We start from the raw sequence: 25,249 nt of genomic DNA on the forward strand, positions 1-25,249 counted from the left end.
CCGCGTACCGGCTCCGGCCGGGCCTCCGGCTCCGACCTCGACGCCCGGCTCCGACCTCGACGCCCGGTGCCGGCTCCGACGACCGGTGCCGCCTCCCACGTTCGGCACCCGGCAGTGGTGGGCGCGCCAGCCGCACCCACCGCTGCCGTCGGCGGATTCCAGCCGTCGCGTTCCTTTTGGCGCGGGTTGACCCGTGCCCCCTTGACGGCCAGTTGGCGGTGTTCCCACTATGTTCCTCATCGCGCAACCCATCGTGCAATGCGCAACAGCAGAGGAGCTTGTCGTGACACACGAGGTCCGTGCCGCAGTCGCTGTGAAAAGGGGCGCACCCGTCGAGGTGCAGACGATCGTCGTCCCGGACCCGGGTCCCGGCGAGGTGCTGGTCGCGGTGCAGGCCTGCGGGGTCTGCCACACGGACCTGCACTACCGGGAGGGCGCGGTCAACGACGAGTTCCCGTTCCTGCTGGGCCACGAGGCGGCGGGCACCGTCGAGGCCGTCGGCGAGGGCGTCTCGGGTCTGGCGCCGGGCGACTACGTGGTCCTGGCCTGGCGGGCGCCCTGCGGGGGCTGCCGGTCCTGCCGGCGGGGGCGCCCCTGGTACTGCTTCGACTCCCGCAACGCGGCCCGGCCGATGACCCTCCTGGACGGCACCCCGCTGACCGGCGCCCTCGGCATCGGCGCCTTCGCCGAGAAGACCCTGGTCGCCGCCGGACAGGCGGTGAAGGTCGACCCCGCCGCCCGGCCCGAGGCCGCCGGGCTCGTCGGCTGCGGGGTGATGGCCGGTTACGGGGCCGCGGTCAACACCGGGCAGGTCGGCCGGGGCGACTCGGTCGCCGTCATCGGCTGCGGCGGCGTCGGTGCCGCGGCGATCGCGGGCGCGGCACTGAACGGCGCCATGAAGATCGTCGCCGTCGACGTGGACGGCCGGAAACTGGACCGGGCGGAACGGTTCGGCGCCACGCACACCGTCGACTCCCGGGGCACCGACCCGGTGGCGGCGGTCCGTGCCCTCACCGACGGCCACGGCGTGGACATCGCGATCGACGCCGTGGGGCTCCCCGAGACCTTCCGCCAGGCGTTCTACATGCGCGACCACGCGGGCACACTGGTCCAGGTCGGGGTGCCCACGCCGGACACCACGGTCGAACTCCCGCTCGTCGACGTGTTCTCGCGCGGCGGCGCGATCAAGTCGTCCTGGTACGGCGACTGCCTGCCCAGCCGCGACTTCCCGTTCCTGATCGACCAGTACCTCTACGGGCTGCTGGACCTGGGCGCCTTCGTCTCGGAGACGACGACGCTGGACGGGGTCGAGGACGCGTTCGCCAAGATGCACCGCGGCGAGGTACTGCGCTCGGTGGTGGTCCTGTGAGCAACCGTGCCAATGACCGCGCCCCCGGCCGCCCGCCCCGTGTGGTCGTCATCGGCGCCGGCGTCGTGGGCTGCTCCCTGGCCGACGAGCTGACCGCCCGCGGCTGGAGTGACGTGACGGTCCTCGAACAGGGCCCGCTGCCCGCACCCGGCGGCTCCACCTCGCACGCGCCCGGTCTCGTCTTCCGGACCAGCCCGTCCCGCACCCTCACCGCGTTCGCCCGCTACACCGTCGAGAAGTTCGCCTCCCTGACCGCGGACGGCGTGCCGTGCTTCCAGCAGGTCGGCGGCCTGGAGCTGGCGACCACCCCGGAACGCCTCGCCGACCTGCACCGCAGGGCCGGTTACGCGACCTCGTGGGGCGTGAGCGGGGAGATCGTCGGTGCCGCCCGCTGCAAGGAACTCTGGCCGCTCCTCGACGAGTCGGTGGTCCTCGGCGGCTTCCACACCCCCGAGGACGGCCTGGCCCGCGCCCTGCACGCCTCCCGCGCCCAGCTGGACCGCGCCACCGCGCGGGGCGCCCGGGCCCTGGACCGGCACACGGTCACCGGCATCGAGCAGGAGGACGGCAGGGTGACGGCGGTCGTCACCGACCGGGGCACCTTCCCGGCCGACCACGTCGTCTCCGCCGCCGGTTTCTGGGGGCCGGTCGTCGGCCGCATGGCCGGTGTCGACGTCCCCCTGCAGCCGCTGGCCCACCAGTACGCGCGGACCGGTCCGCTGCCCGGACTCGGCGGTGCCACCGCGGAGGCCTCGAAGCCGATCCTCCGCTTCCAGGACCGCGACCTGTACTTCCGTGAGCACGGCGACCGCCTGGGCATCGGCTCCTACGCCCACCGCCCGCTGCCCGTGGACCCGTTCGCCGTGCCCGGCTACGACGAGTCGCGCGCCCGGGACATGGAGATGCCGTCCTCCTACCCCTTCACCCCTGAGGACTGGGCGCCGAGCTGGGAGGACTGCCGGCGGCTGATGCCCGCGCTGCGCGAAGCCGGGATCGACACGGGCTTCAACGGTGTCTTCTCCTTCACCCCGGACGGCATGCCGGTCATCGGCGAGTCCCGCGTGCTGCGGGGCTTCTGGCTGGCGGAGGCGGTGTGGGTGACCCACTCGGCCGGGGTCGCCAGGGCCGTCGCCGAGTGGATGGTGGACGGGCGGCCGTCGCTCGACGTGCACGAGTGCGACCTCACGCGGTTCGAGGAGGCGCAGCGCTCACCGGCGTACGTCCGAGAGCGCGGCGCGCAGCAGTTCGTGGAGGTGTACGACGTCATCCACCCGCTCCAGCCGATGGAGCGGCCGCGTCCGCTCCGGGTCAGCCCCTTCCACGCCCGGCAGCAGCAGCTCGGCGCGTACTTCCTGGAGGGCGGGGGCTGGGAGCGCCCGCACTGGTACGAGGCGAACGCCGGCCTCCCCGAGGCAGAAGCGGCGCGGCTCCCCGGACGGGACGCCTGGTCGGCCCGCCACTGGTCCCCGGTCGTCGCTGCGGAGGCCCGTGCCACCCGCGAGCGGGCCGCCCTGTACGACATGACCCCGCTGCGCCGCCTGGAGGTCACCGGCCCCTCGGCCCTCGGCTTCCTGGACCGCATGACCAGCAACAACCTCCGCAAGAAGCCCGGCGCCGTCACCTACACGCTCCTGCTCGACGAGCGGGGCGGCATCCGCTCCGACCTGACCGTCGCCCGTCTCGCCCCCGACCGTTTCCAGGTCGGCGCCAACTCCCCCGCCGACCTCGACCACCTGCTGCGCCACGCGCCGCAGGGGGTGCACATCAGGGACATCACCTCCGGCACCTGCTGCGTCGGCGTCTGGGGCCCGCTCGCCCGGGACCTCGTGCAGCCGCTGACGCCGGACGACTTCTCGCACGGGGCCTTCGGCTACTTCCGCGCGAAGGAGACGTACGTCGGCCATGTCCCGGTCACCGCGCTGCGCCTGAGCTACGTCGGTGAGCTGGGCTGGGAGCTGTACACCACCGCCGACCTGGGGCTGAGGCTCTGGGACACGCTGTGGGAGGCCGGGCGCGGTCTCGGCGTGGTCGCGGCCGGGCGGTCCGCCTTCAACTCGCTGCGGCTGGAGAAGGGGTACCGGGCCTGGGGCACGGACATGACCGCCGAGGACAACCCCTGGGAAGCGGGGGTCGGCTTCGCGGTCCGTATGGACAAGGCGGACTTCGTCGGCAGGGCCGCCCTGGAGCACGCGGACGCGCCGGCGCGGCGCCTGACGCCCCTCCTGCTGGACGACCCGGCGGCCGTGGTGCTCGGCAAGGAGCCGGTGTACGTGGACGGCACGCCCGCCGGGTACGTGACCAGTGCCGCGTACGGCTACACGCTCGGCCGCTGTGTCGCGTACGCCTGGCTGCCCGCGGCGCTGGAGACCGGCAGCGGCGTGCACATCGAGTACTTCGGCGAGAAGGTGCCCGCCACGGTCGCCGAAGAGCCGCTGTTCGACCCGCAGATGACCCGCATCCGCCGTTGACCGCCCCCAGGAGGCTCCGAGTTGTCCCCCACCTACGACGTGATCGTCATCGGTCTCGGCGGCATGGGCAGCGCCGCCGCCCATCACCTCTCCGCGCGGGGCGTCCGCGTGCTGGGTCTGGAGAAGTTCGGGCCGGTGCACAACCGGGGCTCCAGCCACGGCGGTTCGAGGATCACCCGGCAGTCGTACTTCGAGGACCCGGCGTACGTGCCCCTGCTCCTGCGCTCCTACGAGCTGTACGCCGACCTGGAACGGGCCACCGGCCGGGAGATCGCCCTGCTCTGCGGCGGGGTGATGGTCGGCCGCCCCGACTCCTGGACCGTCTCCGGCTCCCTGCGCTCGGCACGCGAGTGGGACCTGCCGCACGAGATGCTGGACGCGCGGGAGATCCGCCGCCGCTTCCCGACGTTCGCCCCCGCGGACGACGAGGTCGCCCTCTACGAGGCGAAGGCAGGCCTCCTGCGCCCGGAGAACACCGTGGCCGCCCATCTCCAGCTCGCCACCCGGCAGGGCGCCGACCTGCACTTCGACGAACCGGTGACCCGCTGGGAGCCGTACCGCGACGGCGTGCGGGTGCACACCCCCGAGAACACCTACACCGCCGCCCACCTGGTGGTCTGCCCCGGGGCGTGGGCGCCGCGGCTGCTCGCCGGTCTCGGCGTGCCGTTCACGGTGGAGCGTCAGGTCATGTACTGGTTCCGGCCCCGCGGCGGCATCGAGCCCTTCCGCCCCGCCAACCAGCCGATCTACGTCTGGGAGGACCCGGCCGGCGTCCAGGTCTACGGCTTCCCCGCCATCGACGGCCCCGACGACGGCGCCAAGGTCGCCTTCTTCCGCAAGGGGAACGACACGACCCCCGAGACCATCGACCGCACCGTGCACGACCACGAGGTCCGGGACATGGCGGACCACATGTCCGGCCGCATCCCCGATCTGCCCGGCACCTTCCGCAAGGCCGCGACCTGCATGTACACCACCACACCCGACGAGCACTTCGTCATCGCCCGCCATCCGGCGCACCCGGACTCGGTCACGGTGGCGTGCGGTTTCTCCGGGCACGGGTTCAAGTTCGTGCCCGTCGTGGGCGAGATCCTCGCCGACCTCGCGCTGACCGGCACCACGGCGCACCCCATCGGCCTCTTCGACCCCGCCCGAGGAGTACGCACATGACGACGACCCCCGTCTCCCCCAGCCTCCTCGCGACGCTCCCGGGCCGCTACTACACCGACCCGGAGGTCTTCCGGCGGGAACAGGAGCACGTCTTCGAGGCGATGTGGTTCTGCGCCGTGCGCCGTGCCGACCTCGAACGCCCCGGCGCCTTCCGTACCGTGCAGGTCGGCCGAGAGAACGTGCTCGTCACCCGCACCCGCGCGGGTGGGCTGCGCGCCTTCCTCAACATCTGCCGGCACCGCGGCGCCCGGCTCTGCCTGGAGGAGTCCGGCGAGGTGCGCCGCACCCTCCAGTGCCCGTACCACGCATGGACGTACGACCTCGACGGCAGGCTGGTCGCCGCGCCGAACCTGACGAAGATGCCGGACGTCGACCGGTCCGCGTACGGCCTGGTGGAGGTCGCCCTGCGCGAGTGGCTGGGTTATGCCTGGGTGTGCCTGGCCGAGGAACCGCCCTCCTTCGAGGAGACGGTGCGCGGCGCGGCCGTGGAACGGCTCGGCGACCCGGCCGCCGTCGAGGCGTACGGCACGGAGGGCCTCGCGCTCGGCCGGCGCATCAGGTACGACGTGGGGGCCAACTGGAAGCTGATCGTCGAGAACTTCATGGAGTGCTACCACTGCGCGACCATTCACCCCGAACTCACCGACGTGCTGCCCGAGTTCGCCGACGGCTACGCGGCGCAGTACTACGTGGGCCACGGTGCCGAGTTCGGCGAGGAGGTGAAGGGGTTCACGGTCGACGGCAGCGAGGGCTTCGGCCGGCTGCCCGAGGTGACGGACGGCCAGGACCGGCGCTACTACGCCGTCACCGTGCGGCCGACGGTCTTCGTCAATCTCGTGCCGGACCATGTCATCCTGCACCGCATGTTCCCGCTGGCCGAGGACCGCACGGTCGTCGAGTGCGACTGGCTGTACGCGCCCGAGGTGGTGGCGTCCGGGGCGGACCTGTCGAAGTCGGTCGAGCTCTTCCACCGGGTCAACACGCAGGACTTCGCGGCCTGCGAGCGCACCCAGCCGGCCATGGCCTCCCGCGCCTATCGCACGGGCGGCGTGCTGGTGCCGACCGAGCACCACATCGGGGCGTTCCACCAGTGGCTGCTCGACCGGCTCGGCGAAGGCCCGGCCGGCGGAGGTCCGGCCGGCGGAGGTACCGCCTAGGCGGGTGACTGGGTGGGGCGTTTGAACATGCGGGTCGCGGTGATCTCGCTGTGCACCGCCTCGCCCTCCCCCTCGGGGGCCGGGGCGGGCTGGGGCAGGCCGGGCCGCAGGTGCTCCTCGACGCTGATGTACTTCAGTCCCGCGCGGAGGTCGGCATCGTTGCGCAGCCGGATGACCAGCGGGAACTCCGCCAACGCGGTCGTGTCGAACAGGCCGGTGGTGTACAGCAGCTGCACGCCGAGCGCGTCGGACACGGCGCGCTGCAGCTCCAGCAGGTAGGTGGCGTTGGCGCGGCCGATGGGGTTGTCGAGGAACAGGGTGCCGGCGTGGCGGTGCCGGTCGCGGCCCCGGTCGTTGCTGCGCAGCGCGGCCATCGTGCAGTACAGGGCGATGGCGGCGGTGAGCAGCTGGCCGCCGGAGAAGACGTCGCCCATCTGGCCGACGGGGACGCGTTCGGCGCGCAGTACGGCGTCGGGCTTGAGGATCTCGACGGCGACGCCCTTGGGCTGCAGGGCGGCGGCGACGCCTCGGAGCAGCAGGGACATGCCGTCGCGGCGCAGGTCGGAGTTCTTCTTCACGGCGGCGCGGGTGGCGTCGTCGACGACCTCGCCGAGGCGCTCGGTGAGGGTGGCCTGGTCGGGTTCCTCGAAGCGGATGCGCAGGAACTCCTGACCGGACCACTCTCCGAGCCCTTCCGGCAGCCGGGAGAGCCGCTGGGCGGAACGGAGGGTGGCGAGCGCCGACTCGACCAGGCCGCGCAGCCGGTCCACGATCGAGTCGCGGTTGCGCTCGAGTTGCGCCAGTTCGTCGGTGAGGACGCGCAGGCGGGGGGCGAAGGCGTCCGCCCACTTGGCGGCGTGCTCGGGCAGCGCGGAGGCGGGCAGTTCGCGGATCTGCTGGCGGGCGGGGGTGCGGACCTGCTCGAAGCGGGTGGAGTTGGCGTGCCGGACCAGGACGTCGCTCGCCTCGCGGACGGCGGCCTCGGCGGCGGACAGGTCGGCGGCGCAGCCGCGCAGCGAACGGCGGGCCTCGGCTGCGAAGTGACGGGCTTCCTCGAGACCGGCCGGGTGGGGCTCCGGCTCCTCCGGCTCCTCCTCGGGCGCGTGCTCGCGCAGCATGTCGCGGAGCATGGCGGCGGTCTCGTCGAAACCGCCGGCCGCGTCCTCGGCGGCGCGGTGGGCGTCGAGGAGTTCGGCGTGCGCCTCGCGGGCCCGGGCGAGCGCCTCGGTGCGGGAGGAGAGTTCGGCGGTCGCGGTGCGCAGCAGGGTCTGGGCGTGTTCGGCGTCGCGCGGGAGGAGTTCCTCGGGGAGGTCGGTGTGGGCGTCGCCGTCCTCGGGCGCGTGCCGTTCGGCCTCGCCGCGCAGCCGGCCGAGCTGCTCGCTCGCGCTGGACATGCGGGTCTCCAGGAGCTGCACCAGTTCCTCGGCGCGGGCGGCGGCGGCCTGCCGGGAGGGACCGTCGGAGCCGTCGGGCGACTGAAGGAGCTGCCCGGCGCGGGTGCGGACCTTGTTGCTGAGCCGGTCCAGCTCCGCGCGCGCGGCGCTCTCGTCGCTCTCCGCGCGGGCCTGTTCGGCGCGCAGGTCGGCGCCGACGCCGACCTTCTCGTACACCTGGGAGGCGGCGCGGTAGGCCTCGCGGAGGTCGGGCAGGGGCGCCTTCGGCGTCCCGGCGCTGTCGCCGGGCGCCTCCTCCGGTACGTCGTCGGGGGCGCCGGCGATCTCGGAGCGCTCGGCGCGCAGCGCGCGGGCGGTGCGCCGGGCGTCGTCGGCGGCACGCTGGGCGGCACGGCGGTCCTCGTCGGCGGCGCGGGCCCGGTCGAGGCAGGCCTGGGCGCGGGTCTCGGCCTCGGCGCCCTCGTCGGCGAGTTCGCGGACCTTGGCCTGCCAGCCGGCGCGTTCGCGCAGCCGGAAGGCGAGTCCGGCGAGGGCGTCGGCGGCGCGGCGCGCCTTCTGCGCGGCCTCCTGCCGCTCGTCCCGCAGGTGCACGGCCTCGGCGGCGCCCTCGTCCGCCTCGGCCCGCGCGGTGCGCGCCTCGGTCAGCTCGGCCTCGGTCTCCTCGGCGAAGGCGCGGGCCTCCTCGGCACTCCGGGCCAGCTCCGCGAGGCGTCCGGCGGGACAGCCGGTGCGCCAGGACGCGAGCCTCGCCGCCAGCTCCCGGTCCTTGCCGAGCCGGGCGGCCAGGGTGCGGATCTCCTCGTCCCGCGACGTCGCCCGCGCGCGCAGCGCGTGCCGCTCCTCGTCGGCGGCGTGCTCGTCGTGCATCGCCGGGTTCGGCGGTACGAGGAAGACGTCGCCGGTGCCGGTCCCGGTGGCCGGGGTGGGGGCGAGAAGGGCGGCGGCCGTGCCGACGGCGACGGCGGAACGCGGCAGCAGGGCCGCGTCGCCGAGGACCTCGCGGGCGCGGGTGTGCGAGTCGGGGTCGGTGATGATCACGCCGTCGACCAGTTCGGGGCGGGCGGCCAGCACGCGCGCGTGGTCGGCGGGGTCCACGGCCTGCGCGAGGTAGCGCCAGCCGGGCAGGGCGGGGATGCCGTGCTCGCCGAGGAACTCGACGGTGGCCAGCACGTCGGGGCCGGGCGGCAGGAGGCCGCCGTCGCCGAGCGCGCCGAGGATGCGGGAGTCGTCGGCGGCGGCGGTGCGCAGGTCGAACAGCTGGCGTTCGGCGGAGGAGACGGTGTCGTCGAGCAGTTCGCGCAGCTCGTCGGCGAAGCGGTCCAGCTCCTCGGGGGCGAGGGCTCCCTCGGCGGCCCCGGGCACGGCTGCCCGGTCGCGGTCGGCCTCCTGGCGGGGCTGCGGGATGCCCGCGCGTGTTCCGGCGGCCAGGCCGAGCAGCTCCGCCAGGCGGTCCTCGGCGGCCAGCGCTTCGGCGGTGCGGCGCTCGGCCTCATGGGCGCGTTCGGCGGCGGTGGCAGCGTCGGCGGCGCGGGCGGCCGTCAGTTCGGCGCGGCTCTCCGCGCCGGCCGCCTCGCGCGCTTGCTCGGTGGCCCGGCGGGCGGCCTCGCGGGCGGTGTCCCAGGCGGCGACGGTCGTCTTCTCGGCGTCGCTGGCGGCGAGGGCGGCGCGTGCGGGGTCGGCGTCGGGTGCGCTGTCGTCGAGCCAGCCGGCGCGGACGGCCTCGGCGGTCTCCTGCTCCACCTCGGTGAGGCGCTGGCGCAGGTGCCCGGCCTCGCTGCGGGCGCGTTGGGCCTCGGTGGCGGCGGACGTGGAGTCGCGGTGGGCGGCGTCGCTGACCTCCTGGAGCGCGGCGGAGCGCTCCTCCTCCTCGTTGGCGTGGTGTTCGGCCCGGCCGGCCGCCGCGTGCAGGGCGCGGACGAGTGCGACGGCCGCCTCGGTGCGGGCGGCGAGCGCGGGGGCCGCGTCCCGTTCGGCCTCGCGGATGGCGGCGGAGACACGGGCGACGCGGTCGGCGGCGGCGCGGTGGCGCAGGACGGCCTCGGCGGCCTGCCAGGCGGAGTGCAGGGTGCGGGCCTCGGCGAGTTCGCGCTTCTGGGCGGCGGCGGTCTTCTCGGCGCCGGTCAGGGCCAGTGAGGCGTGCCGGTAGGCGAGTTCGGCGGCCACGAGGGCGCTGCGGTCCCGGGCCGACTCGGCGTGGGTGACGGCGTAGGCGGCCGCGGTCACCCGCTGGGCGAGGTCACCGGCCCGCAGCCGCTCCTGGGCGCCGCGGGCGGAGAGCCGGCGGGCGAGGGTCCTGGTGCGGCGTTCGGCTGCGGTGTGGATGTCCCGTGCCCGGGTGCGGGCGTCGGTGGCCTCGACGATCCGGCCGAGGAGGTCGACGGACCCGGCGGTGAAGTCGCGTTCGGCGATGAGTTCGGCCCGGCGGCCGAGCTTGTTGCCGAAGCCGCTGACGAGGTCGGCGAGTCCGTCGGTGTCGCGGGTGTCGGTGACGGCGCGCAGCAGCAGGTCGGTGAAGTCGGAGTCCTTCTTGACCGCGAAGAGACCGGCGGCCTCGCCCTCGTCGGCGTTCATCTCGCGCTGGTAGCGGAAGAGTTCGGGGTCGAGGCCGAGGTCGCCGAGGTGCTCGATCCACCGGTCGTGGATCTCCTCCCAGTGCACCTCCAGGTGCGGATAGGCCTTGCCCGCCTCGGTGATGGCGTCCCGGAAGCCCTTCATGGTGCGCCGCCTGCCCTGCGCGCCGGAGACGCCCTCGACTGGCGGGCGTACGGCGGTGGCCTCGGCGACGGGCAGGTTGTCCAGGGTCAGTCCGGGTCCCGGCCGGAAGGAGTACCAGGCCTCGGCGAACTTGCGGGGGTCGCCGGAGACCTGCCGTCCGCGCCATTCGCTGACCTTGCCGACGACGACGCACTCGCCGGTCTGCACGTGCTGCCACTCCAGCGCCACGTGTCCGCAGTCGTCGGCGAGCAGGAACTTGCGCAGCACGCCGGAGCTGGCGCCGCCCAGGGTGTTGCGGTGGCCCGGCAGCATCACCGAGAAGATCAGCTTGAGCAGGACGGACTTGCCGCCGCCGTTCTCCAGGAAGAGCACGCCCGCGGGTGCGGGGCGGCGCGGCGGGCCGACCGGCTCCTCCTCGAAGAACTCCGCCTGCGTGGGGGCGGGGTCGGGCACGGCCTCGCCCACCCCGCGCAGGTCAAGCACGGTGTCGGCGTAGCGCGCACCGGCGGGTCCGATGGAGTAGAGGCGGACCCGGGACAGCTCGTACATGGCGGACTCTCGTAAGTCTTCGGGAAGTCGGGAGGTGGGGGATGCGGGACGGGTGGGGCGGGTGCAGGGCGGGCGCGGGGTCAGGAGGAGTGGAACGGCAGTCCGGCGTCGGCCACCAGCTCCAGGTCCTCGGTGTCCTCGGCGGGCAGCAGCGTCGCGGTGCCGTCGGTGACGGGGACGACGCCGAGGTCAAGCAGCTCGGCCATGGCCGCGCTGCCCGCCATGTCGCGCACCTGGAGCTGGTAGCGGGCGGTGGTGCGGTAGGTGCCGCCGTGGTCGTCGCCGGTGCGCTGGAGGAAGCCGGACTCGGTGAGGAAGGCGGCGGCCTTGCCGACGATGCCGGTGGTGGACCCGGGGAGCCGGCGGGCGTCCTTGGTGGCGCCGGTGGCGCTGCGGCGGGCCCAGATCCGCCAGGCGGCCTCCAGTCCCGGGGCGTCGGTGGCCGGGTCGGTGTTCTCGCCCTGCTCGCCGGCCCTCTCCTCCAGCCGTCGGCAGGCCTGGCGGACGAAGGCGTCCACACCGTTGACCGTGACGCGGCCGATGTAGCCGTCGTCGGCGAGGTCCTCGGGGCGCGGGTAGGCCATGGCGGCGACGGCGAGGTGGGCGAGGCCGTGCAGGAAGCGGTCGCCGGAGTCGGTGGCGGCGCGACGGGCGTAGTCGCCCATGCGGACGGCGAACACCGAGTCCTCGGCGGCGGTGACGGCCATCCCCGCGCGCGGGGACACCTCCAGGACGACCAGGCCGAGCCCGGCGGCCACGGCGTCGGCGAGGCGGGCGAAGGGCGGGTCCTCGCGGTACCGGCGCAGCAGGTCGGAGTACTCCTGGTCGCGTGCGGGCAGCAGCTTGGGCTGGAGGCCGAAGGCGACGAGCCGCGCCGCGTCGGCGGCGTCGGCGGGCGTGACGGCCGCGGTGGGCGGCGCGGCACCCGCCTCCGCTTCGCTCCGGTCGACGTGCTCGGTCACGGTCGGTACTCCTTGCTCCGCTGCTGCTGGTGCTCGTGCTCGGGTTGGTACTGGTGCCTGTACTGGTCGTGGTGCCTGTGCTGATGGTGGTGCCGGCGGGTGCGGGCGTTGGCTCGGTCGGCTCGGGCGTGGGTGCGGTGGTGCGGGCCCGTCATGCCGCCTCCGTCCGGTCGGCGGCCATGCCCGCGGCGTCCAGCAGGGCCGTGCCGACGATCAGGTCGGCGCCGCCGAACTCGGGGTCGTCCAGCTCGGTGCCGTCGTCCACGGCGAAGAGCAGCTTCGGCTCGCCCTGCCGGTAGGCGGTGCCGACGGGCGGGCTGGCGGCGTGGACGGCCAGCAGCGCGACGAGGTACGGCAGGTCGGGATCCTGGGCGCGGGCGTCGGCCAGAAGCCCGGAAAGCCGGCGGGGGGCGTCGTGCGGCAGGTCGAGCAGCTCCGTGGCGGCGGCCAGCTGCTCCTCGCTGAAGCGGCTGTCGTCCGGGGTGGCGATCAGGTCGGGTTCCGGCATCTCGGCGCCCAGGTGCTCCCGCTCCGCGGGCGGCGTCAGGAGGATGTCGACGAGGTCGCCGACGCGGACGGAGACGGGCGTGCGCAGGCCCGTGCCGCGGGCGAAGAAGGCGTCGGTGACGCGGAGGGCGCCCTCCAGGGGCAGCGGCAGGACGGGGGCGACGAGGTGTCCGTACAGGTCGAGGCCCGAGGTGGTCAGGGGGGTGGCGAAGGCCTGCCGGTCCTGTTCCGCGCGGAAGAGCGGGCCGGCCTCCAGGAGGCGGGACTGGAGCTGGGTGTGGCGCCGGATGCAGTCCTTGACGATGTCGACCAGCTCGGCGGCGCGGCGCTTGTGCTCGGGGTCCTCGGTCTCGTCCCGGGCCTTGCGGATGTTGGTGAGGATCGCGTTCTCGTGCCGGTACCGGTCGGCGACGTGGTCGAGGGCCTCGGCGATCATGTCGGGGACGGCGCTGAGCCAGTCCACCGCGCGGACGTTGCGCCGGGTGGCGTCGAGGGCGCGGCGGAGGGTCTCCGAGTACTGCACGGTCCGGTAGCGGGCCTGTTCGGCGGCGAGTTGGGCGTCGGCGAGGCGGCCCCGGCTGATCAGCACCTCCAGCTTGACCTCGGCGGCGATCTGGGCGCTGGTGACGTCGGTGTCCAGGGCGCCGACGAGGACGTTGACCGCCTCGTCGGTGGTGCGCAGGTAGACGGTGCCGCCGGGGGCGGGGACCTCCTCCAGGAGCTTGAAGTCGTAGTCGCGGCGGACGTAGCTGCCGTCCGGTCCGAAGGTGCCGTACACCGCGCGGAAGCCGCGGTCGACGCTGCCGACGTTGATCAGGTTCTCCAGGACCCAGCGGGCCACGCGCTCGTGCTCGGCGGCGGGGCGGCGCGGGGCCTGGGCGGCGACGCGCGGAATGAGCCTGGCCACTGTCTGGTCGTGGTCGGCACCCGTGTCGAAGTCCATGTTCAGCGTGACGAGGTCGATGGCGGCGAGGGCGACCTCTGCCATGCCGTACACCGAGTACTCGCCCGCGAGGTTGGCCTTGCGGGCGTCGAGGTCGTGCAGCGGCGCCGTGCAGGCGAGCGCGCGCAGCCGGCGCGCCAGCCCCTCGTCGGCGGCCGGGCCCGGTGCGGGGCGCGGCCCCGCGCTGAGCTGGGGCGGAACGCGGTCCGTCGATGCAGGCGAAGTCACGGTGCACAGACTAGGTCCTCGGTCTGACATCGACCCAAACGACGCAGATGGGCCCCTGGGCCCCAGGCCCCTCGCCTCCGGCAGGACGGGTGGCGTCCCGAAGGACGTAGCGACGTCCCACAGGACGGACGGCGTCCCGCAGGACGGACGGCGTCCGAGGACCCGCCCCGTCCTCCTCCGCCTCTACCGTCCTCCGCCCCTACCCGTCGTCGCCGACCCGCCGCAGGTACACCTCGACGACCCGCTCGAGCGAGTCGTCGAGGTAGACCGCGAGCAGCCGTTCGGCCTTCTCGCGCTCGCCGTTCTGCAGGGTCTCGAGGAGCTCCGCGTTCCGTGCGATGTAGGGCTCGTGCAGGCGCCGCGGGTCGTCCACGACGTGGAAGGCGAGGCGCAGTTCGGCGAAGACACTGCGCATCAGCTCGTCGGTGCGCTCGCTCCCCGCGAGGGCCACCAGCTCGCGGTGGAAGTGGATGTTGGCCGTGCCCACGGCCTTCCAGTCGCCTTCGCGGGCCGAGCGCCGACCGTCCTCGACCGCCTCGGCGAGTCCGTCCAGGGCGTACGGCGGCTCACCGAGGCCGCGGACGACGGCGCACTCGACGAGGGAGCGGGTGCGGTAGATGTCCTCGACGTCCTCGACGGTCAGCACCCGGACGAAGACGCCCCGGTTCAGTTCGTGGACGAGCAGGCGTTCGTGGGTGAGCAGCCGGAACGACTCGCGCAGGGTGTTGCGGGAGACGCCGAGCGCGCCGCCGATGCTGTCCTCCGACAGCCGGGTCCCGGGCGGGAAGTAGCCCTCGGCTATCCGGCTCCTGAGGATGTCCGACACCCGCTCGGCGGTGCTGGTGCGCCCGAGGAGGGCCCGGTCGTCCGCCAGTCCCGTCAACTGCTCTGCCATGCCCGGAATTCAATCGCAGATACCAGAACGAAACAACAGGGGTATTGAGGGATCGTTGAACGATCCTCTACCGTGCCTTCAGGTGCCCGCTCCGGCGGCCGCTCCGATCGTCGCGCCGCCGCCGCACCGCACCGCCCGGATCACTCGACAAGCACCCTCCGTCCTCCCTTGCGAGGTGCCCATGAGTACCACCCCTCCACCCTCCCCGCCGCGGTCCCTCTCGTCCGGGATCCGTCCCGGCGCGGGCGAACAGGCCGTTGACGACGGCCCGTTCGGCTGGCTGCGCGCGCTCGGCCCGCGGGGCCGCCGTGCCTTCGGCGGCGCGTTCGGCGGCTACGCCCTGGACTCCTACGACTACTTCACGCTGCCGCTGACCATGGTGGCGCTGGCCGCGTACTTCGGCCTGGACAGCGGCCAGACCGGCCTGCTCACGACTGTCACGCTGGTCGTCTCGGCGGTCGGCGGCGCCCTCGCGGGCGTCCTCGCGGACCGGATCGGCCGGGTCAGGGCCCTGCTGCTCACCGTGATCACCTACGCCGTCTTCACGGTGGCCTGCGGTTTCGCACCCAACTACGAGACGCTGCTGGTCTTCCGCGCGCTCCAGGGCCTCGGGTTCGGCGGCGAGTGGGCGGTCGGCGCGATCCTGGTCGCCGAGTACGCGAGCGCCAAGCACCGCGGGCGTACGCTCGGCGCGATCCAGAGCTCGTGGGCCGTCGGCTGGGCGCTCGCGGTGATCGTCTACACGCTGGTCTTCTCGCTCGCCGGTGACGACCTCGCCTGGCGCGTCATGTTCTGGACGGGCGCGCTGCCGGCGCTGCTGGTGGTGTGGGTACGGCGCAGCGTCCACGACGCGCCGAGGGCCACAGAGGTCCGCGAGAAGGGCGCCGGCAAGGGCTCGTTCGCGGCGATCTTCCGGCCGGACACGGCGGACTCCCCCGGCCTGCTGCGCGTCACGCTCTTCGCGAGTCTGCTCTCCACCGGCGTCCAGGGCGGCTACTACACCCTCGCCACCTGGGTGCCGACCTATCTCAAGGACGAGCGGGCCCTGTCGGTCGTCGGCACGGGCGGCTATCTGACGTTCCTCATCTCGGGCGCCTTCGTGGGCTACCTCACCGGCGGTTATCTCACCGACGTACTGGGCCGCAAGCGCAACATCTGGCTCTTCGCGCTGCTGTCGGCCCTCTGCATCCTGGCCTACGCGAACATCCCGAGCGGCGCCAACACCCTGCTCCTGGTGCTCGGTTTCCCGCTGGGCTTCTGCATGTCGGCCATCTTCAGCGGCTTCGGCTCGTATCTGAGCGAGCTGTACCCGACGGCGGTGCGGGGCGCGGGCCAGGGCTTCACGTACAACACGGGACGCGCCGTGGGTGCCGTCTTCCCGACCACGGTCGGTTTCCTGGCCGACAGCTGGGGCGTGGGCGGTGCGCTGGTCTTCGGCGCCATCGGCTACGGCATCGCGGCGCTGGCCCTGCTGTGGCTGCCGGAGACACGCGGGAAGGAACTGGCATGACAGGCTCGCGCCCCGTGTCCTGCGACCGGCCGGTCGCCCTCGTCGACGAGCACGCGCGCGCGTGGAGCCCGAAAGCGGCCCGCTCCCGTTTCCGGGAGGGGCTGGCGGGCCCCACGGCCGGGGTCGCGGCCGGCCACACCCAGGCCAACCTGATCTCGGTGCCCGCCGACTGGGCGTACGAGATGCTGCTGTTCTGCACCCGCAACCCGCAGCCGTGCCCGGTGCTCGACGTCACGGACGCCGGGTCCTGGACCACGGTGCTCGCCGACGGCGCGGACCTGCGCACCGACCTGCCCCGCTACCGGGTGTGGCGGGACGGCGTACTGGTGGACGAGCCGGCCGACGTGCGGGGGCACTGGCGGGACGACCTGGTGACGTTCCTGATCGGGTGCAGTTTCACCTTCGAGTGGGCGCTGGGCGCGGCCGGTGTGCCGGTCCGTCACGTCGATCAGGGCCGCAACGTCCCGATGTACGTCACCACCCGGCAGTGCCGCCCGGCCGGCCGGCTGCGCGGGCCCATGGTGGTGTCCATGCGTCCGGTGCCGCCCGCGCACCTGGAGGCGGCCATCCGCGAGACCAGCCTGCTGCCCGCGGTGCACGGCGGTCCGGTGCACTGCGGCACGCCGTCGACGCTAGGCATCGGCGATCTGGGCCGGCCGGACTTCGGCGACGCGGTGGACACCGAGCCGGGGGACATCCCCGTGTTCTGGGCCTGCGGGGTCACTCCGCAGGCGGCGGTCATGGCGTCCCGTCCGCCCTTCGCCCTCACCCACGCGCCGGGGCAGATGTTCCTCACCGATGCCCGGGACGAGCAGTACCGGATCGTCTGACGCGGACTGCGGGGCCGTGGGCGACGCGAACTGCGGGGGGCCGTGAGCGATGCGGGCTGCGGGGGCCGTGAGCGGCGCGAACGGTCCTGGTCCGGATCATGAGCGGTCCTGTCCCGGACCAGGACGCGCCGCGCGCGCGGCCCCTGAGCCCTGCCGCCCCTGTCTCACGCCGCCTCGTGCCGTTCCGTCGTCGTCAGTGCCGCGAGCGCGGTGGAGACCGCGGCGGTGGTGCGCAGGTCGAGCCGGGCGGTCGTCCCGCGCGCGCGGTGGCGCAGTTCGTCGGCGGCCAGGGCGAGGAGCTGGGGCAGCAGGTCGGTGCAGCGCCGGGCGACCCAGCCGGTGCCCGAGGTGGCCAGCCACCACAGGCTCGCCGTCCGGGTGGGCGCCGGGGAGGAGTTGACGGATGAGGGCGCCGGTCCAGTGGCGGTGCCGCGCTCGGCGAGCAGTTCGTGGAAGCGCAGGGCCAGCCTGCGGTGGCCGCTCTCGCCGGGATGCAGCCGGTCCGCGCTCCACAGGGAGCGGTCCGTGATCCAGTCGCCCTCGCACACGTGGAGGTGCACGGCCCCGTACCGGTCCGACAGTGCGTGCACCACGGCGTTGACCGCACGCTGCCGCCGCGCCAGCGGCCGGGCGAGCGCGGCCGGCAGCCCCAGCATCGCCCCGGGGTCCGGCAGACATGCCGTGAGCAGCAGTGCGCCCCGCCGGGCGCAGGCGGCGTACACGGTGTCGAGCCGGGTGGCGACGGCGCCGAGGTCGAAGGTGCGGCGCAGGGTGTCGTTGACGCCGACGACGACGGCCACCAGGTCGGGCCGCAGGGCGAGGCAGGCCGGCAGCTGGCGCTCGGCGACGTCGCGGGTCTGCGCTCCGCTGCGGGCGAGGTTGGTGAAGCCCACCGGCTCCTCGGCGAGCCCGGCGGCGAGGAGTTCGGCCCAGCCGCGCCACCGGTCGTCCACCGGGTCGCCCACGCCCTCGGTCAGCGAGTCGCCGAGGGCGACGAAACGCAGGCGTCTCACGGGGCGGCCCCCGGCAGTGCGGGGCGGGTGGGCACCGCCGCGTCGTGCGCGGACAGGAAGGCCTCGACGGCCGTGCCCCAGCCGAAGCACTCGGCACGCGCGCGTGCCGCTCCGCGCCGGTCCGCCTCGCGGCGGGCGAGGACCACTTCCACGGCCTCCGCGAACGCCTCGCCGTGGTCCGAGGCGACGGCACCGGCGGAGCCGATCACCTCGGACAGCGCCGACGACGCGCTCGCCACCACCGGTGTGCCGGACGCCATCGCCTCCAGTGCCGCGAGCCCGAAGGTCTCGGCGGGACCGGGGGCCAGGCAGACGTCGGCACTGGCCTGGAGCGCGCCCAGTGCACCGGGGTCGGCGAGATGACCGAGGAAGGTGACCGGGAGCGCCAGCTCCCGCGCCCGCTGTTCGAGCCGCGGTCGCAGCGGGCCGTCACCGGCGACCACCAGCACCGCGCGCCCGCCGCGCCGTCGCAGCGCGTCGAGCGTGTCCAGCGCCGTACCGGGCCGCTTCTCCACGGACAGCCGGGAGCACATCACCAGCAGGGTCTCGTCCGCGCGCGCGTACCGGGCGCGCAGTCCGGGGTCGCACAGCGCCGGGTGGCGTCCGGCCAGGTCGACGCCCAGGGGTGCGCGTACGACGTTGCGCGCACCGATGCGGACGAACTCCCGCGCGGCGAACTCGGTGGTGCACACCACGCGCGCGTAGCTGTGTGCCGTACGGAGGTTGAGGGCGTCGGCGGCGCGCCGGGCCGCGGGCTCGGGCAGACCCCAGGTCCGCAGGACCCCGTCGGCGGTCTCGTGGGAGACCATCACGGCGGGAACCCTGGCCCGCCGGGCCCACCTGCCGGTCCAGCGCAGGGTGGTGCGGTCGGCCACCTCCAGGCGGTCGGGGGCCAGGTCCTCCAGGAGCGCGGCCACCTGCCGCCTGCCGGTCAGGACGCGGTAGCCACCGGTGCCGGGCAGCAGAGGTCCGGGCAGGGTGATCACCCTGCCCTGTTCGGTCTCCCGGTCGTCGGCGTGGGCGCCGGGCACGACGAGGACGGGGTCGTGCCCCGCCGCCCGGTATCCGCGGCCCAGCTCGCGCAGTGCGGTGCGCAGGCCGCCGGACGCGGGTGCGACGAAGTTGGCGAGCCGGACGATCCGCAGCGCGTTCATGCCGCCAGTACCGCCTTCCGCGCGGCGAGCACGTCGGTGTAGTGGCCGATCAGCCGGTCGCCGACGGCCGCCCAGGTGCGGCTCTCCACGGCCAAGCGGCCGGCCGCTCCGTACGCGGCCCGCAGCGCGGGGTCCGACGCCAGGGACCACACCGCGTCCCGTACGGCTCCGGCGTCGCGCGGCGGCACCAGCAGGCCGGTGCGTCCGTGGGCCACGAGGTCCAGCGGGCCGCCCGCGGCGGGCGCCACGACCGACACGCCGCTCGCCATGGCCTCCTGCACCGTCTGGCAGAAGGTCTCGAAGGGGCCGGTGTGCGCGAAGACGTCCAGGGAGGCGAAGACCCGGGCGAGTCCGTCGCCGGTACGGCGGCCGAGGAAGACGGCGCCCGGCAGCGCGGCCTCCAGGCCCGCCCGGCTCGGTCCGTCCCCGACGACCACGACACGCACACCGTCCAGGGCGCAGACGCCCGAGAGCAGTTCGACCTGCTTCTCGGGGGCGAGGCGGCCGACGTAGCCGACGATCAGCTCGCCGTCGGGCGCGAGTTCGCGGCGCAGCGCCTCGTCGCGCCGCCCGGGCCGGAAGCGGACGGTGTCCACGCCGCGGGGCCACAGCTCGACCCGGGGCACGCCGTGGGCGCGCAGGTCGTGCAGGGCGGCGCTGGAGGGGGCGAGGGTGAGTTCGGCGGCGGAGTGCACGGAGCGGATGCGGCGCCAGGCGGCCGCCTCGCCCGCCCCCATGTACGTACGGGCGTATCCGGCGAGGTCGGTCTGGTAGACGGCCACGGCGGGGACGCCGAGCCGGGCGGCGGCGGCCATGCCCCGGACGCCGAGGACGAAGGGGCTGGCCAGGTGGACGACGTCCGCGCGGTGCTCGGCGATGGCGGCGGCGACGCGACGGCTGGGCAGGGCGACACGGACCTGGGGGTAGCCGGGGAGCGGGAGGGAGGGGATCCGGACGACCGGGCACGGGGCGGACGCGTCCGACTCGCCGCCGGCGGCGGTGGCCGGTGCGACGACGAGGCAGTCGTGCCCGCGGTCGACGAGGTGCCGGGCGGTCTGGAGCGCGCAGTGGGCGACGCCGTTCACATCAGGGGGAAAGGATTCGGTCACGATGACGACACGCATACCGGTGTTGTCGCCGCGCTGGACGTGCTCGCGTCAACGTCGATCTTTCCGGCCGAGGAACGGCCCGTGAGCGTTGCACGCCCGCCCGAAGGGGTCGGTCACCGGCCACGCCCGGCTGGCCGGCGGGCCATCCGTCGTTCACGCGAACGGGCCCTCCCGGCGTCCTCGCCGCCCGTTGGAACATCGTCCCGGCCGGCCGGGACGACGCCGACGTGTACTCCTCTGTTACTTCTCCGCCCGCCCCCGGGGGGGGCCCCCCCCCCGCGCGGGGGGGCCCCCGCCGCGGGCGCGCGGGGGGCGCCGCCCCCCCCCGCCCCGCCCGGCCCCCCCCCCCCCCCCGCGCGGCGCGCCCGCCGCCCCGCCCCCCCCCCCCCCCGGCCCCCCCCGCCCCGGCCCCGCCCCCCCCCACGCCGACGTGTACTCCTCTGTTACTTCTCCGCCCGCCGCGTGGGACTCCCCCCGGCCGGGCGGCGTCCCACGCGGCGGAGGCACTCGGTCCGGTCAGCCGACCAGGACGCCCGGTCAAATCATGCGACGAGGACGCCCGGTCCGGTCACCCGACGAGCATGCCCGGTCCGGTAATCCGCCTGTGTCGCCCGGTCTCACACGGCGGGCGCGTCCGGTCCGAAACGGCTGCGTACGGCCGTCTGGACCTCGTCCTCCTCGGCCGGATCGGCGGCGAGCCTGCGCAGCCGTTCGACGACGCGGTTGTCACCGGTCTCGGCGTGGCGGGCGGCGACCCCCCGGGTGGTCTCCTCGCAGTCCCACAGGCACTCGACGGCGAAGCCCGCGGCGAAGGACGGATCGGTGGCGGCGAGCGCGCGGGCGGCCCGGCCGCGCAGGTGGGAGGAGGCGGTCTCGCGGTAGATGTGGCGCAGTACGGGGGCCGCGCAGGCGATGCCCAGCCGTCCCGCACCGTCGGCGAGGGTCCACAGGGTCGGCGCGTCGGGCCCTTCGCCCCGTACGGCCTCCCGCAGCGCGGCGAGGACCAGGTCGCGGTCCTGGGCGGCGCCCCGGCAGGCGAGTACCCGTCCGGCGGCGGCGCCCAGGGCGTCGGGCCGGTGCACCCAGCCGCGGGCCCGGTCGACGGCGGCGAGGCTGCGCATGCGCTCGTAGGCGGCGACGGCGGCCTCCACGACCGGGGTGGAGCCGGTGACCACGGCACCCTCGATCAGGTCGAGGACGTCCGGGTCGTTGCCGTCGGCGAGGTAGTGCAGGGCGGTGCAGCGGGCGCCCTCGGTGCCGGAGCGCGCGGCCTCGAGGATCTCGGGCCGGTCCTCGGGGCCGGCGACGGCGAGGAGGCAGCGGGCGGCGGGCACATGGAGCGCGGTGCCGCGCTCGGCGCCCTGGTCGGCCCAGTCGAAGACGGCCCGCACGCTCCACCCGGGACGCGGCCCGGCGGGGGTCAGCTGCCGCTGCCAGCGGTCGAAGCAGCCCGTCTCCTGGGCGGCACGCACGCGCGTGCCGATCGATTCGCGGGGATCGTCGGCCCACAGGCGCCAGGGCCGGGGTTCGAAGGCGTCCCGCACGGCGGCGGCCAGTTCGGCCTCGCCCTCGGGATCGCGGGGGAAACGGGCCAGGACCGGCGCGGCGAGGGCGTGCAGCCCGGCGTCGTCGTCGCGCAGCGCCAGCTCGTCCAGCGCCCACGCCCAGTTGACGCCGTGCGCGGCGTACCGGCGCAGCAGTCCGAGGGCGTCCGGCCTGCCGTACGAGGCGAGGTGTCCGAGGACCGCGAGGGCGAGGCCGGTGCGCGACTCGTCGGCGTCCAGGACGTCCTCGGGGTCGAAGAGATGGGCCTCGATCGCCTCCAGCCCGCCGTTCAGGTCGAGGTAGAGGCGGGCGTAGTAGAGGGAGCGGTTCTCCACCTGCCAGTCGTGGCGGGGGTCGTGCAGCACACAGTGGTTCAGCGCGGCGAGCGCCTCCGCGCGGGGGGCGGTGAGCGCGTGCAGCGTGCCGTCGCCGCGACCCCGCTGGAGCAGGCCGAGCAGCGTACCGCTGGGCGCTATGACCGGATCGAACATGGGAAACAGCCTCACATCAAGCGTCGACGCAACCGGGGAGCACGCGTTACCTGGCCGTGCGCCAACACGTCGGAGCGCCCGCCGTCTCTTGCTTGCCGAAGACCATGTTCCTGCCTCTCGTCGGTGGCCCTTGCGGGCCGTGTCACGGCCCGCGCGGTGCGGCAACACCTGCCCAGCCATCACGTCCGTGAACCACGTCGTCATGATGGCCCGGCGGTCACATCTGCCGCGACCGAAATTTCGGCGGCCCTGTACCGCCTCCCCCGTTGTGAGTGTTTTACCTGGTCACAGAGGACGGACCGGACCTGGTGAAGGTCCGGGCCGGCATCCGGTCACTGAGCGCCGAAGAGCTCCAGCAGCTCCGTCCGGGCGAACATCCGGGCCGTGTCGACGGCCGACGGAGTGCCCGCGGCCGGGTCCGCGCCGGCCTCCAGGAGCACCCTGGTCACTTCCGTCTCACCCTTGAAGGCGGCTCCGGCGAGCGGGGTCTGCCCCCGGTCGTTGACGCGGTCGGCGTCGGCGCCACGACTCAGCAGTGCGCGCACCGCCTCGGCGTGGCCGTGATAGGCGGCGAGCATGACGAGGGAGTCACCGCGGTCGTTGGTGAGATTCGCCGGAACGCCGGCATCCACGTACGCCACCAGTTCCTCGGTCCGCCCCTGCCGGGCCAGATCGAAGATCTTGGTCGCCAGCTCCACGACCTCGGGGTCGGGGGCTTCACTCATCGACTGGACCACCTCTCACTGTGACTGCGAAACGCCAGGGTACTGGCTCGCGGGGAGCCCGACCGGCCCAAGGACCGCTCCGCCACCCGGGGCAATTCCAGAGAATTTCGCCCATTTGCACCTTTTATCGTATGGATACATGCTGTGAGCCTGGAAGTACTCATGGTGACTGTCCCCGTGAACCAGGAGAACTCACATGATCCTCTCGATCTCAGGCGTGGTCCTGCTCGGCATCGTCGTCTTCATCTTCTTCCGCAAGGACGGCCTCAAGGCCTCGCACGCCCTCGTCGCGGTCCTGTTCGGGTTCTACCTCGCGAGCACGGCCATCGCCCCGAGCATCAAGGCGGGCGGCGAGAGCCTGGCGGGTCTCCTCGGCGGCATCAAGTTCTGACGGCCCGCTCCCACGCCCGACACCCGCACGTACGCACCTCCAGGAGGCAGCAGTGGCCCGGCGGCCCCTCCCCCGCATTCTGAGCAACGGCGGCGCACAGCTCGCCCGGAGCCGGGAGCTGGCCCGGACGGCGGCCGACAGCGCCACCGACGTCCTCCAGCCGCTGATCACGATCGCCCGCGGTCTGCGCCGGCTGGCCGCGGCCGCCCGGCGCCGATGGACCGAGACCCCCAAGGACCGGCGCGGCGCACTGCTGTTCCTGGTGGCCTCGGTGGTCCTGGTCGTGGCGCTCGTGCCGTACGGTCCGCTGCTCGCCGTCATCGCCCTGATGGCGGCGGCAGCCTGGCAGGGCCGGGACCGCACCCCGCCGGCGCCCGAAGGCCCCGACAACGCGCAGACCGGACGTCTGCAGTCGCTCTACGAGGCACTGGTCCCCTACTTCCAGCTCGCCGAGGACCCCGCTCCCCTGTACGCCCACGGCGGCACCTGGGAGAGGGCGTTCCCGGCGTACGAGGTCGACGACGGCGGACGCCTCTCCCACCTGGTGATCCGCTATCCCGCCCACTTCACCGACGGGGAGGCCGAGTCCCGGGCCCGGATCGAGCACCTGCTCACCGCGAAGGCGGGCCGGCGCCGCGAGTACCACTTCGAGTGGGACGAGGAGGCCAACCACCTCACCGTCGACGTGCTCCCGGCGCTGCCCACCGACATCGCCGCCCAGCGTTTCGTGACGGCGCCCGGCGAGACCGTCCTCGGCTTCACGGACCCGACCCGGGTCCAGCGCACCCTCCCGCTCACCCACGGCGCGGAGCAGCGCGACGTGCCGCCGGTCGTCTGGCGCACCGGCATCCGCTCGACCGAGCCCCATCTGCTGGTCCTGGGACAGCCCGGCACCGGCACGTCCACCCTGCTGCGCTCGGTCGCCCTCCAGGCACTGCACCACGGCGATCTCCTGATCGTCGACGGCGGCGGCACCGGCGAGTACGCCTGCCTGGTCGGCCGGGACGGCGTCCTGGCCGTCGAGTGCGGTCTCACCGGGGCGCTGACCAGCCTGGAGTGGGCGGCCGCCGAGACGGAGCGCCGCCTGATCTCCGTCAACAGGGCCCGTCAGGAGGGGCTGGCGGCGCCGGACGACACCAGGCGGCCCCTGTGGGTCTTCCTGGACCGTCCCACCGCTTTCACGCACCTGGCAGGCGCCGACGGCCGCAGGGACCCGCAGACCCTGCTCCAGATCCCGCTGCGGCACGGGCGGGCCGCGAACGTGACCGTGGTCGTCGCCGACCAGCTGGACGCCCTGGACGGCCTCACCGACGCCGTACGGCACCACACGCGCGCGCGTGTGGTGCTCGGTCCGGCCACGGCGGACGAGCTGACGAGGGTGCTGGGCGCTCCCCCGCACACCACACCCGTCGACCAGGTGCCGCCCGGTCGCGGCTACGCCCGCCTGGGCCACGGTCCCGTGCACCGCCTCCAGGTCCCGGCCACCCCCGACCCCTACGACGACGCGACCAGCGACGCCCACCGGGAGGCGGTGCTCGGCCTGCTCCCGCCGCGCACCACACCTGCGGACGGGGAGCAGGCCCCGCTCCCTCCGGAGGCGGGCGCGGAGGCGGAGGCGGACAAGACGGAGGAAGGGCCGGGGCCAGTGGCCATGGAGAAGATGCCGGTGTCCGTGGGGCCCATGCCCGCGGAGCCCGTTTCCATGACGGAGGAGTCCGTGCGGTCGGCCTCGAAGGACCCGGTGACCATGGCGAAGAGCGAGGAGAAGGAGACGTACGCCGTCCGGGCGACGGCGGGCGGCGGGCGCGAGGAGGCCGGGGCGGACGCCGGGCCCTCACCGGCCACGGGGGAAACGCCCGCGCCGCGGGCGGACGCCGGCCCGGCCCGCACGGGCACCGTTCCCGCCGAGGGAGCTCTCCCGGCGGACACCGTCCCCTCCAGGGAAACCGTCCCGTCGGACGCCGCCCCCGCGAGGGAGACCGTCCCGGCCGACGCGGTCGCGGCAGAGACCTCCTGACGCCGTGGCCGGGACCGGGGCGGCGGCACGACCCACCGCGCCGCCCCGGCCCCACCGCACGTCCCCGCGCGGCCCGCGCACCAGGAAAGGCACCCGGCACCCGAGCC

The 25,249-nt window shown here is 74.5% G+C and carries 18 protein-coding genes; 8 read left to right on the forward strand and 10 right to left on the reverse strand.

Going from position 1 to position 25,249, the window contains the following annotated elements:
* Nucleotides 1-283: 283 nt before the first annotated feature.
* Genes HZS56_RS18975 through HZS56_RS18990 form a run of 4 tightly spaced genes read left to right on the forward strand, consistent with a single transcriptional unit; the run spans nt 284 to nt 6,164 of the window.
* Nucleotides 284-1,369 (forward strand): S-(hydroxymethyl)mycothiol dehydrogenase, encoded by a 1,086-nt coding sequence (locus HZS56_RS18975; RefSeq protein ID WP_216721899.1) that lies wholly within the window; start codon nt 284-286, stop codon nt 1,367-1,369.
* Nucleotides 1,366-3,837 (forward strand): GcvT family protein, encoded by a 2,472-nt coding sequence (locus HZS56_RS18980; protein ID WP_216721900.1) that lies wholly within the window; start codon nt 1,366-1,368, stop codon nt 3,835-3,837. Before HZS56_RS18975 ends, HZS56_RS18980 begins: the two co-directional genes overlap by 4 nt.
* A gap of 21 nt (nt 3,838-3,858) precedes the next feature.
* Nucleotides 3,859-5,007 carry an N-methyl-L-tryptophan oxidase gene (gene solA / locus HZS56_RS18985; RefSeq protein WP_216721901.1) on the forward strand — a complete coding sequence of 383 codons (1,149 nt, stop codon included), beginning with the start codon at nt 3,859-3,861 and terminating at the stop codon, nt 5,005-5,007.
* Nucleotides 5,004-6,164, forward strand: coding sequence for an aromatic ring-hydroxylating oxygenase subunit alpha (locus HZS56_RS18990; RefSeq protein ID WP_216721902.1), 1,161 nt, complete (start codon nt 5,004-5,006; stop codon nt 6,162-6,164). The genes solA and HZS56_RS18990 overlap by 4 nt, the downstream gene beginning before the upstream one ends.
* Here HZS56_RS18990 and HZS56_RS18995 read toward each other — a convergent pair.
* The 5 genes from HZS56_RS18995 to HZS56_RS19015 form a co-directional block, all read right to left on the reverse strand.
* A complete protein-coding gene (locus HZS56_RS18995; protein ID WP_216721903.1) occupies nt 6,161-10,822 on the reverse strand; it encodes a hypothetical protein in 4,662 nt (1,553 codons plus the stop codon). The genes HZS56_RS18990 and HZS56_RS18995 overlap by 4 nt on opposite strands.
* Before the next feature lie 80 nt (nt 10,823-10,902).
* Nucleotides 10,903-11,784, reverse strand: a complete 882-nt coding sequence (locus tag HZS56_RS19000) for a hypothetical protein (protein WP_216721904.1) — start codon at nt 11,782-11,784, stop codon at nt 10,903-10,905.
* The gene (locus HZS56_RS19005; RefSeq protein ID WP_216721905.1) at nt 11,781-11,939 is read right to left on the reverse strand and encodes a hypothetical protein; all 159 of its coding nucleotides are present in this window, start codon (nt 11,937-11,939) and stop codon (nt 11,781-11,783) included. The genes HZS56_RS19000 and HZS56_RS19005 overlap by 4 nt, the downstream gene beginning before the upstream one ends.
* On the reverse strand, nt 11,936-13,462 hold the full coding sequence (locus tag HZS56_RS19010; RefSeq protein ID WP_216721906.1) for a hypothetical protein: 1,527 nt from the start codon (nt 13,460-13,462) through the stop codon (nt 11,936-11,938). The genes HZS56_RS19005 and HZS56_RS19010 overlap by 4 nt, the downstream gene beginning before the upstream one ends.
* A 199-nt stretch (nt 13,463-13,661) precedes the next feature.
* Entirely contained in the window at nt 13,662-14,357 is a 696-nt protein-coding gene (locus HZS56_RS19015) for a GntR family transcriptional regulator (RefSeq protein ID WP_216721907.1), read from the reverse strand.
* Between the two features lie 181 nt (nt 14,358-14,538).
* On the opposite strand from HZS56_RS19015, the gene HZS56_RS19020 reads away from it, so the two are divergent.
* Both HZS56_RS19020 and HZS56_RS19025 read left to right on the forward strand, forming a co-directional pair.
* Nucleotides 14,539-15,867 (forward strand): MFS transporter, encoded by a 1,329-nt coding sequence (locus tag HZS56_RS19020; RefSeq protein WP_216721908.1) that lies wholly within the window; start codon nt 14,539-14,541, stop codon nt 15,865-15,867.
* Nucleotides 15,864-16,697 carry a putative hydro-lyase gene (locus HZS56_RS19025; protein WP_216721909.1) on the forward strand — a complete coding sequence of 278 codons (834 nt, stop codon included), beginning with the start codon at nt 15,864-15,866 and terminating at the stop codon, nt 16,695-16,697. Before HZS56_RS19020 ends, HZS56_RS19025 begins: the two co-directional genes overlap by 4 nt.
* Nucleotides 16,698-16,861: 164 nt before the next feature.
* Here HZS56_RS19025 and HZS56_RS19030 read toward each other — a convergent pair whose 3' ends face one another.
* The 5 genes from HZS56_RS19030 to HZS56_RS19050 form a co-directional block, all read right to left on the reverse strand.
* Entirely contained in the window at nt 16,862-17,710 is an 849-nt protein-coding gene (locus HZS56_RS19030; RefSeq protein WP_216721910.1) for an SGNH/GDSL hydrolase family protein, read from the reverse strand.
* A complete protein-coding gene (locus tag HZS56_RS19035) occupies nt 17,707-18,864 on the reverse strand; it encodes a glycosyltransferase (protein ID WP_216721911.1) in 1,158 nt (385 codons plus the stop codon). The genes HZS56_RS19030 and HZS56_RS19035 overlap by 4 nt, the downstream gene beginning before the upstream one ends.
* Nucleotides 18,861-19,988 carry a glycosyltransferase family 4 protein gene (locus HZS56_RS19040; protein WP_216721912.1) on the reverse strand — a complete coding sequence of 376 codons (1,128 nt, stop codon included), beginning with the start codon at nt 19,986-19,988 and terminating at the stop codon, nt 18,861-18,863. The genes HZS56_RS19035 and HZS56_RS19040 overlap by 4 nt, the downstream gene beginning before the upstream one ends.
* A 602-nt stretch (nt 19,989-20,590) precedes the next feature.
* Nucleotides 20,591-22,009 (reverse strand): HEAT repeat domain-containing protein, encoded by a 1,419-nt coding sequence (locus tag HZS56_RS19045; protein WP_216721913.1) that lies wholly within the window; start codon nt 22,007-22,009, stop codon nt 20,591-20,593.
* A 332-nt stretch (nt 22,010-22,341) separates the two neighbouring features.
* Nucleotides 22,342-22,734 (reverse strand): ankyrin repeat domain-containing protein, encoded by a 393-nt coding sequence (locus HZS56_RS19050; RefSeq protein ID WP_216721914.1) that lies wholly within the window; start codon nt 22,732-22,734, stop codon nt 22,342-22,344.
* 196 nt (nt 22,735-22,930) lie between these two features.
* On the opposite strand from HZS56_RS19050, the gene HZS56_RS19055 reads away from it, so the two are divergent.
* Complete coding sequence (locus HZS56_RS19055) at nt 22,931-23,125, forward strand: hypothetical protein (RefSeq protein WP_003977410.1); 195 nt, start codon at nt 22,931-22,933, stop codon at nt 23,123-23,125.
* Between the two features lie 52 nt (nt 23,126-23,177).
* A complete protein-coding gene (locus HZS56_RS19060; RefSeq protein ID WP_216721915.1) occupies nt 23,178-25,142 on the forward strand; it encodes a hypothetical protein in 1,965 nt (654 codons plus the stop codon).
* Nucleotides 25,143-25,249 lie beyond the last annotated feature (107 nt).

Origin of the sequence: Streptomyces mayonensis, assembly GCF_018982965.1 — a bacterium.
In the GTDB taxonomy this organism is placed as follows: domain Bacteria; phylum Actinomycetota; class Actinomycetes; order Streptomycetales; family Streptomycetaceae; genus Streptomyces; species Streptomyces mayonensis.

Bases quoted from the DNA above. Each gene is read 5' to 3' on its own strand.
- HZS56_RS19040 (WP_216721912.1), bottom strand. From the start codon at position 19,988: ATGCGTGTCGTCATCGTGACCGAATCCTTTCCCCCTGATGTGAACGGC.
- HZS56_RS18995 (WP_216721903.1), bottom strand. From the start codon at position 10,822: ATGTACGAGCTGTCCCGGGTCCGCCTCTACTCCATCGGACCCGCCGGT.
- HZS56_RS19020 (WP_216721908.1), top strand. From the start codon at position 14,539: ATGAGTACCACCCCTCCACCCTCCCCGCCGCGGTCCCTCTCGTCCGGG.
- HZS56_RS19005 (WP_216721905.1), bottom strand. From the start codon at position 11,939: ATGACGGGCCCGCACCACCGCACCCACGCCCGAGCCGACCGAGCCAAC.
- HZS56_RS19025 (WP_216721909.1), top strand. From the start codon at position 15,864: ATGACAGGCTCGCGCCCCGTGTCCTGCGACCGGCCGGTCGCCCTCGTC.
- HZS56_RS19015 (WP_216721907.1), bottom strand. From the start codon at position 14,357: ATGGCAGAGCAGTTGACGGGACTGGCGGACGACCGGGCCCTCCTCGGG.
- HZS56_RS19055 (WP_003977410.1), top strand. From the start codon at position 22,931: ATGATCCTCTCGATCTCAGGCGTGGTCCTGCTCGGCATCGTCGTCTTC.
- HZS56_RS19050 (WP_216721914.1), bottom strand. From the start codon at position 22,734: ATGAGTGAAGCCCCCGACCCCGAGGTCGTGGAGCTGGCGACCAAGATC.
- HZS56_RS19035 (WP_216721911.1), bottom strand. From the start codon at position 18,864: ATGAACGCGCTGCGGATCGTCCGGCTCGCCAACTTCGTCGCACCCGCG.
- HZS56_RS19045 (WP_216721913.1), bottom strand. From the start codon at position 22,009: ATGTTCGATCCGGTCATAGCGCCCAGCGGTACGCTGCTCGGCCTGCTC.
- HZS56_RS18990 (WP_216721902.1), top strand. From the start codon at position 5,004: ATGACGACGACCCCCGTCTCCCCCAGCCTCCTCGCGACGCTCCCGGGC.